Source organism: Microbacterium sp. Kw_RZR3 (assembly GCF_029222405.1).
Classification (GTDB): domain Bacteria; phylum Actinomycetota; class Actinomycetes; order Actinomycetales; family Microbacteriaceae; genus Microbacterium.
Genome location: NZ_JARHXC010000075.1, coordinates 1 through 6,380 on the forward strand (window position 1 = coordinate 1; position 6,380 = coordinate 6,380).

Genomic DNA, 6,380 nt, shown 5'->3' on the forward strand with positions numbered 1-6,380 from the left:
CCAGTGCGGCGCCCCGCCCCGCACCGCACAGCCCCGCCGCACCACCCCACACCGCAACCCCGCCCGAAACGCACGCCGCCCCCGCAACCGAAGTCGCGGGGGCGGCGGGACAGCGCGGGTCAGTGGAAGAAGTGACGCTCGCCCGTGAAGAACATCGTGACGCCGGCGGCGCGCGCGGCGTCGATGACCTCGCCGTCGCGGACCGAGCCACCGGGCTGGATGATCGCCGAGATCCCGGCGTCGATCAGCACCTGCGGGCCGTCGGCGAAGGGGAAGAAGGCGTCGGATGCCGCGATCGAACCGCGGGCACGGTCGCCCGCGCGCTCGACGGCGAGGCGGCACGAATCCACACGGTTGACCTGCCCCATGCCGATGCCGACCGTGGCCGAAGCCTGCGCGAGCACGATCGCGTTCGACTTCACCGCGCGGCACGACTTCCACGCGAAGATCAGGCTCTCCATGTCGGCCTCGGCGGGACGCTCGCCCGAGACGAGCTCCCAGTCCTTCGCGACCGACTCGATGTCGTCGGGGAAGCGGTCGGCATCCTGCAGCAGCAGGCCACCCGAGACCAGGCGCACGTCCATGCGCTCCTGCTGCCAGTCGGTGGGCAGCTGCAGCACGCGGAGGTTCTTCTTGAGCTTAAACACCTCGAGCGCCTCGGGCTCGAAGTCGGGCGCGATGATCACCTCGGTGAAGATGTCGCGCAGGTTCTCCGCCATCTTGAGCGTCACCGTGCGGTTGGCCGCGATCACGCCGCCGAATGCCGAGACGGGGTCGCACTCGTGCGCGCGCAGGTGCGCCGAGGCGATGGGGTCGAGCGCGTTGGGCGCCGCGACGGCGATGCCGCAGGGGTTCGCGTGCTTGATGATCGCGACGGCGGGCTTGACCATGTCGAAGGCGGCACGCAGGGCGGCGTCGGCGTCGACGTAGTTGTTGTACGACATCTCCTTGCCCTGCAGCTGCGTCGCCTGCGCGATGCCGTGGCCGCCGACGCGCGTGTAGATCGCGGCGCGCTGGTGCGAGTTCTCGCCGTAGCGCAGGGTCGAGAGGCGCTCGGCCTGGATCGTCAGGTGCGCGGGCAGGTCGATGTCGTCACCGAGCGTTCCCTCGGCGAACCACGTCGACACGGCGGTGTCGTACGCGGCCGTGTGCGAGAACGCGCGGGCGGCGAGCTCGCGGCGCTGCACCAGCGAGGTCCCGCCGTCGCTCTGTAGGGCCGAGATGATCGCGGGGTACGACTCGGGCGAGACGACGATGGCGACGTTGGCATGGTTCTTCGCCGAGGCGCGCACCATCGCGGGGCCGCCGATGTCGATCTGCTCCACGACGTCGTCGCCCTCGGCCCCGGATGCCACGGTCTCGACGAACGGGTAGAGGTTCACGACCACGAGCTCGAACGGCAGGATGCCGAGCTCTTCGAGCTGCGCTTCGTGACCGGCCAGGCGAAGGTCGGCGAGGAGACCCGCGTGGACGTTCGGGTGGAGCGTCTTCACGCGACCGTCGAGCGACTCGGGGAAGCCGGTCACCGCCGAGACGTCGGTGACGTCATAACCGGCCTCGCGCAGCAGCGTCGCCGAGCCGCCCGTCGAGACGATCTCGACCCCGGCCGCCGCGAGAGCGGCTCCGAGCTCGAGAAGGCCGGTCTTGTCGCTCACCGACACCAGCGCGCGGCGGATCGGGACGATGTCGCGGGGACGGTAGTCGGCGGGGTCGTGGCGGGGTCCGGCCATGGCTTCGGCTCCTGTGTCTCGTGCGGTTCGAAGAGCGGGCGACCGCCCGCGGGGATCAGGGGATGCGGGATGCCGCGGCGGCGAGGTCGAGCTCGCCCTCGGCGATGCGGCGCACGACGTCGATCAGCAGACGTCGTTCGACGGGCTTGATGCGCTCGTGCAGGGCGTGCTCGTCGTCGCCGGGGAGGACGGGGATGCGCTCCTGCGCGAGGATCGGGCCCGTGTCGACGCCGGAGTCGACGACGATGACGCTCGCCCCCGTCTGGTCGACGCCCGCGGCGAGCGCGTCGCGGACACCGTGGGCACCCGGGAACTCGGGCAGGTACGCGGGGTGGGTGTTGATGATGCGCGGTTCCCACGCGGCGACGAGGTCGGCGGGCAGCAGGCGCATCATCCCGCTCAGCACGACGAGGTCGGGGTTCCAGACCGCCAGCTGTGCCCCCAGTTCCGCTCCCCACTCCTCGCGCGAGTCGAACGCGCTGAAGGGGACGAGGAATGTGGGGATGCCGAGGTGCTCGGCGTGCGCGAAGCCGTCGGCCTCGCGATCCGCACCGACCGCGACCACGCGCGCCGGGAAGTCGGGGGCGGCAGCCGCCTCGAGCAGGGCGCGGAGGTTCGAGCCGGTGCCGGAGATGAGAACGGCGACCGTGAGCACGGAGGCCAGTCTACGCAGGTGCGTCCGAGCCCGCCGAGCGCGTGACGCTCAGCCCCGCCCCGCCGAACCGCCGTCGTCGGGCTTCGCCCACGCCGCGCGGATGCGCGCGCGCACCTCGTCGTCGCTGAGCTCGCCCGCCGGGTCGGTCTCGCCGGGGGCGCGATACGAACTCGGCCAGACGTCGTGGGCGATCCCGGCGCCCGGTGCCGACACGGTGGGGGCGGGCCCGGTGGCGTGCTCGTCGCGGTCGAACGGCGCGTGCGCGCGCGGGGTGAACGAGAACGCGGGCGCCTCGTCACGCGTTTCCTCGTGCGGGCGCGGCGTGGTGTCGTCGTCGACCGCCGGACCGAAGCGCGGGCTCAGCAGCAGGATCGCGAGGCCGACCAGCACCTCGAGGCCGAGGGCCAGGGCGAGCGGGCCCGGCTCCGGGCCGGTGTGGGCCAGACGCCCCGGGCCGATCGCTCCCGTCGACGCCACCGCAATGAGCGCGCCCACACCGCCGGTGAGCGCCGCGACGACGATCGCGAGGACCAGACGCGGACCGACCGGTTCGGGGTCGGTGGTCAGCGGCATCCGGGATCGAAGGATCCACCCGGTCAACGCGCCGATGCCGACGGGGAGCAGCACCAGCAGGAGCAACCACGGCGAGGTCGTGTCGGGGATCGCCCCGAGCACCGGGATGCCGGGGAGCGCGCCGACCTGTGTGGCGGCGGGGGTGACCGCGGTGTCGGTGCCGACCGCGAACCCCGGTCCGGCGATGAACGCCACCGCCCATAGCACGAGCGTCGGGAGGTACATGAGCTGGCAGAGGGCGATGACGGTGGCGCCGATGGCATCCGCGTTGCTCGCCTGGTAGATGCCGATGACCTGGGTCGAGCGCGCGATGAGTCCCGCGACGACGACGACACCGCCGGCGCCGACGAGTCCCAGCGTGGTGAGGGCAAGGCCCCGCAGAGCGAGCGGCGGCACGCTCGCCCATGCTCCCGGCAGACGCGACAGCTGACCGCGCAGCGCGTCGATCGGCCCGTCGTCGCCGACGCGCCAGGCCCCGACCACAGCGCCGAGGAGAGACGGAACGAAGAACAGCAGCGAGGGCAGCAGGATCGCCAGCCAGATCTCGGATGCCACGAGCGCGGCGTTGCCGGTCAGCGCGACCACGCTCGCGATCGCGGCGAAGACCACCGAGCCCGACAGCCACCCGGTGATCCCGGCCCCGGCTTCCGCGGCGCGAACGCCCGAGCGCGCGGCGAAGAGCGCGGTGAACGCGGCGAACGCCAGCGGCGCGAGCGACAGGGTGAAGCTCGCGAGCGAGGGGTCGATGCCGGTGTCCGCGAGGTAGGTGTCGGGGAGGGTGACGGCGAGCGGCACGAGGTGCCCGAGGTGCCAGATGGCGGCCGTCGCGGGCCACAGCGCGCTCCAGTCGGGGCTGCCGAGACCGGCCACCCAGAGCAGGGCGAGCGGGGCGAGCACGACGGCGATACCGCCCGCGGCGGCCAGGACGGCGTCGAGGGCGGCCAGGAGGGCGACGAGAAGGCGATGCATGGGCGAGTGAGACCCTACCCGCGCTCCCCCAGCGCTCCCCTCAGGCGCGGCGGCGAGCGCTCGAGACCAGGTCGCGACGCGGCGAGATCAGCGCGCGCTGCGCCAGGCACCCGAGGGGGGTGCTGTCCCGCCGAACAGCTCGGTCACCGTGACGAGGGTGAAGCCACGGTCACGAAGACCCCGGATCACCTCGGGCGTGACGCGCGCCGTGAGTTCGTGGACGTCGTGCATCAGCACGATGGAACGCGGTTGTGCGCGGTCGACGGCTCGCGCGACGAGCACCTCGGGGTCGGGTTGCTGCCAGTCGTTCGTGTCGACGTCCCACAGGATCGCGGGCAGTCCCGCCGCCTTCAAGACCTTGTCGTCGTACTCGCCGTAGGGAGGGCGGAACGTCGTCGGGGTGACACCGGTGGCGTCGCGGATGGCGTTCTGGGTGTCGCGGATCTGCCGCCCGATGGCGGCCTCGTCGAGCGTCGGAAGCTGCGGGTGGTTCCACGTGTGGTTGGCGAGCTCGTTGCCCTCCGCCACCATGCGGCGCAGGGTATCGGCACCCCCGGCGACGTTCCGGCCGATGGCGTAGAACGTCGCCGCAGAGCGTTCGGCGGCGAGGGCGTCGAGGATGCCGGGGGTGAGCGGTCCCGGGCCGTCGTCGAAGGTGAGAGCCACGCACGCGGCCAGACGGCAGTCGGTCGTGCCGGTGCGCGTGGGCGGCGCGTCAGGTGCCCGGAAGGCCGCGCCCGCAGCCAGGGCATTCGACAGGGTGACTCCGAGCGGCGACGCGAGCACGACCACTCGAGCGGGAGGAACGGCGATCAGTCGCTCGGCTGATGGTGCGGCGGCTCCGAGCGCGTCGAGTGCGGGCGAGGTGAAGCCCGCGGGGAGCCGGAAGACGAAGGAACCGTCGGGTGCGGGCACGGTCGTGTCGAGGATGCCGGCGAAGGCCTCCACCGCGGCGGCGTCGGGCGGATCGACGGGAGCCAGGCTCAGCGACCCCGCTTCGCGCCGCAGCATGTCGGACACCTCACTCCACAGGGACGCTGCCGCCTCGACACCCCACAGCCCGCGCGCTCCCACGATCTCGCCGCTCGCCACATCAGCGAAGAACACCTCGGCGCGATCTGCGGTGGGCGCACCGCCGACGGCGTCGATCGTGCGGATGCGCTGGCCGATGACGGATGCCGTTGCGGCGAGGATGTCGCAGACGACGGCCGTTCCCGTGCCCCCGACCGGGCCCAGCGCCGGATCGGCGATGACGTCGCCGGCGGGGCGTAGCGTCGAACCCGCGACACAGCGGCGCTCGGCGAGTCCGGCCTCGCGAGCGAAGACCTCGGGTCGCATGGCGCGCCCGGTGCTCGCCTCGCGCGCGTCGATGGCTGCGCGCAGGCGTTCCATCGCCGCGGTGCTCACGGCCGGCGCCCCCGGCACGACCGCCACCCGCGCCTGCACCCCGAGCGTGTCATTGCGCACCCGCTCGCCGGCGAGACCCGGCACGTCTCCGGCTGAGAGGGGCGACGGCGCCTCCTCCACGACCCGCAGGTCTTGCGCGTTCCAGCCCCGCGGCATCCAGTCGGGATCGCTCGGCTGCATGCACCCGGCCAGCGTCAACGCCGCGACGAGACCCACGATCGGAGCGAGAACGCGCCTCACGATTCGACCCGCACGGTGTCGAGCAGACCGGCGATCTCTGCGCGGTACTCCTCCAGCGAGACATCCTCGGTGACACGGACCACGAAGCGCCCCGACGCGCGTTCCCCGCCGATGGCGGCGACGAGCGCCTCGGCTGCTTGAGCGTGCACGAGGGGCGCGCCCGTCGTCACCGTCTCACGATGCAGCGGTCCAAGACCCTCGATCCCGGCGGTCGAAGCGGCCGTGGCCAGGTCAGCGTCGGCGACATCGACGGTGATCGAGAGCTTCGCGTCGGGAGTACGCACGACCACGCGCGGGGCATCCTCGCTCTCGCGCTGCACACTCCACCCGGCGGGAACGACCACCGTGACCGCCGTCCCCGCGTCACGCACGCTCTCGGTACGATCCGTTTCCGCGACGCTCGTCTGCAGGTTGGGCAGGACGAACGGAACGAAGACGAAGGCGAAGGCCGCGAGTCCGGCGCCGAGGGCGACGACGACGATAACGGCGGCAATCGACGCTGCGCGCCATCGCGACCGACGACGACCGACCCCCATCGCTCCCCTCCGCACAAGCACGAGCCTAGGTGGCCGGAAAACGCAAGCGCCGCACGGCGCGCCAGGGATGCCGGCAGGCGAGCGACCGGCAGCCTTCAGGCGCGGCGGCGAGCGCCCGCGAGCAGGTCGCGCACCGCGGCGAGAAGGCCGCGCCGTGAGGTCGCTGAGTCCGTCGACGGGTCCGGCCCGGCCGCACCACCGGAGGCTTCGACAAGCTCAGCCACCTCCACACACCCAGGCCCCTGAGCCTGTCGAAGGGACCGAGACCCA

5 protein-coding genes are annotated in these 6,380 nt (G+C 72.7%); all 5 read right to left on the reverse strand.

Features of this window, described 5'->3' with window-relative positions:
• Positions 1-119: 119 nt before the first annotated feature.
• The 5 genes from purH to P2P98_RS03985 all read right to left on the reverse strand — a co-directional run bounded on the left by purH (position 120) and on the right by P2P98_RS03985 (position 6,110).
• Positions 120-1,730 carry a bifunctional phosphoribosylaminoimidazolecarboxamide formyltransferase/IMP cyclohydrolase gene (purH, locus tag P2P98_RS03965; RefSeq protein WP_275797428.1) on the reverse strand — a complete coding sequence of 537 codons (1,611 nt, stop codon included), beginning with the start codon at positions 1,728-1,730 and terminating at the stop codon, positions 120-122.
• Between the two features lie 55 nt (positions 1,731-1,785).
• The gene (purN, locus tag P2P98_RS03970; RefSeq protein ID WP_275797430.1) at positions 1,786-2,385 is read right to left on the reverse strand and encodes a phosphoribosylglycinamide formyltransferase; all 600 of its coding nucleotides are present in this window, start codon (positions 2,383-2,385) and stop codon (positions 1,786-1,788) included.
• A gap of 48 nt (positions 2,386-2,433) precedes the next feature.
• Complete coding sequence (locus P2P98_RS03975) at positions 2,434-3,927, reverse strand: DUF6350 family protein (protein ID WP_275797432.1); 1,494 nt, start codon at positions 3,925-3,927, stop codon at positions 2,434-2,436.
• 87 nt (positions 3,928-4,014) lie between these two features.
• Complete coding sequence (locus tag P2P98_RS03980) at positions 4,015-5,574, reverse strand: polysaccharide deacetylase family protein (protein WP_275797434.1); 1,560 nt, start codon at positions 5,572-5,574, stop codon at positions 4,015-4,017.
• Positions 5,571-6,110, reverse strand: coding sequence for a hypothetical protein (locus P2P98_RS03985; protein WP_275797436.1), 540 nt, complete (start codon positions 6,108-6,110; stop codon positions 5,571-5,573). Before P2P98_RS03985 ends, P2P98_RS03980 begins: the two co-directional genes overlap by 4 nt.
• Between the last annotated feature and the right edge of the window lie 270 nt (positions 6,111-6,380).

What these genes read in the sequence shown, in the direction of transcription:
- purH (WP_275797428.1), bottom strand. Translation starts at nt 1,730, where the DNA reads ATGGCCGGACCCCGCCACGACCCCGCCGACTACCGTCCCCGCGACATC.
- P2P98_RS03975 (WP_275797432.1), bottom strand. Translation starts at nt 3,927, where the DNA reads ATGCATCGCCTTCTCGTCGCCCTCCTGGCCGCCCTCGACGCCGTCCTG.
- P2P98_RS03985 (WP_275797436.1), bottom strand. Translation starts at nt 6,110, where the DNA reads ATGGGGGTCGGTCGTCGTCGGTCGCGATGGCGCGCAGCGTCGATTGCC.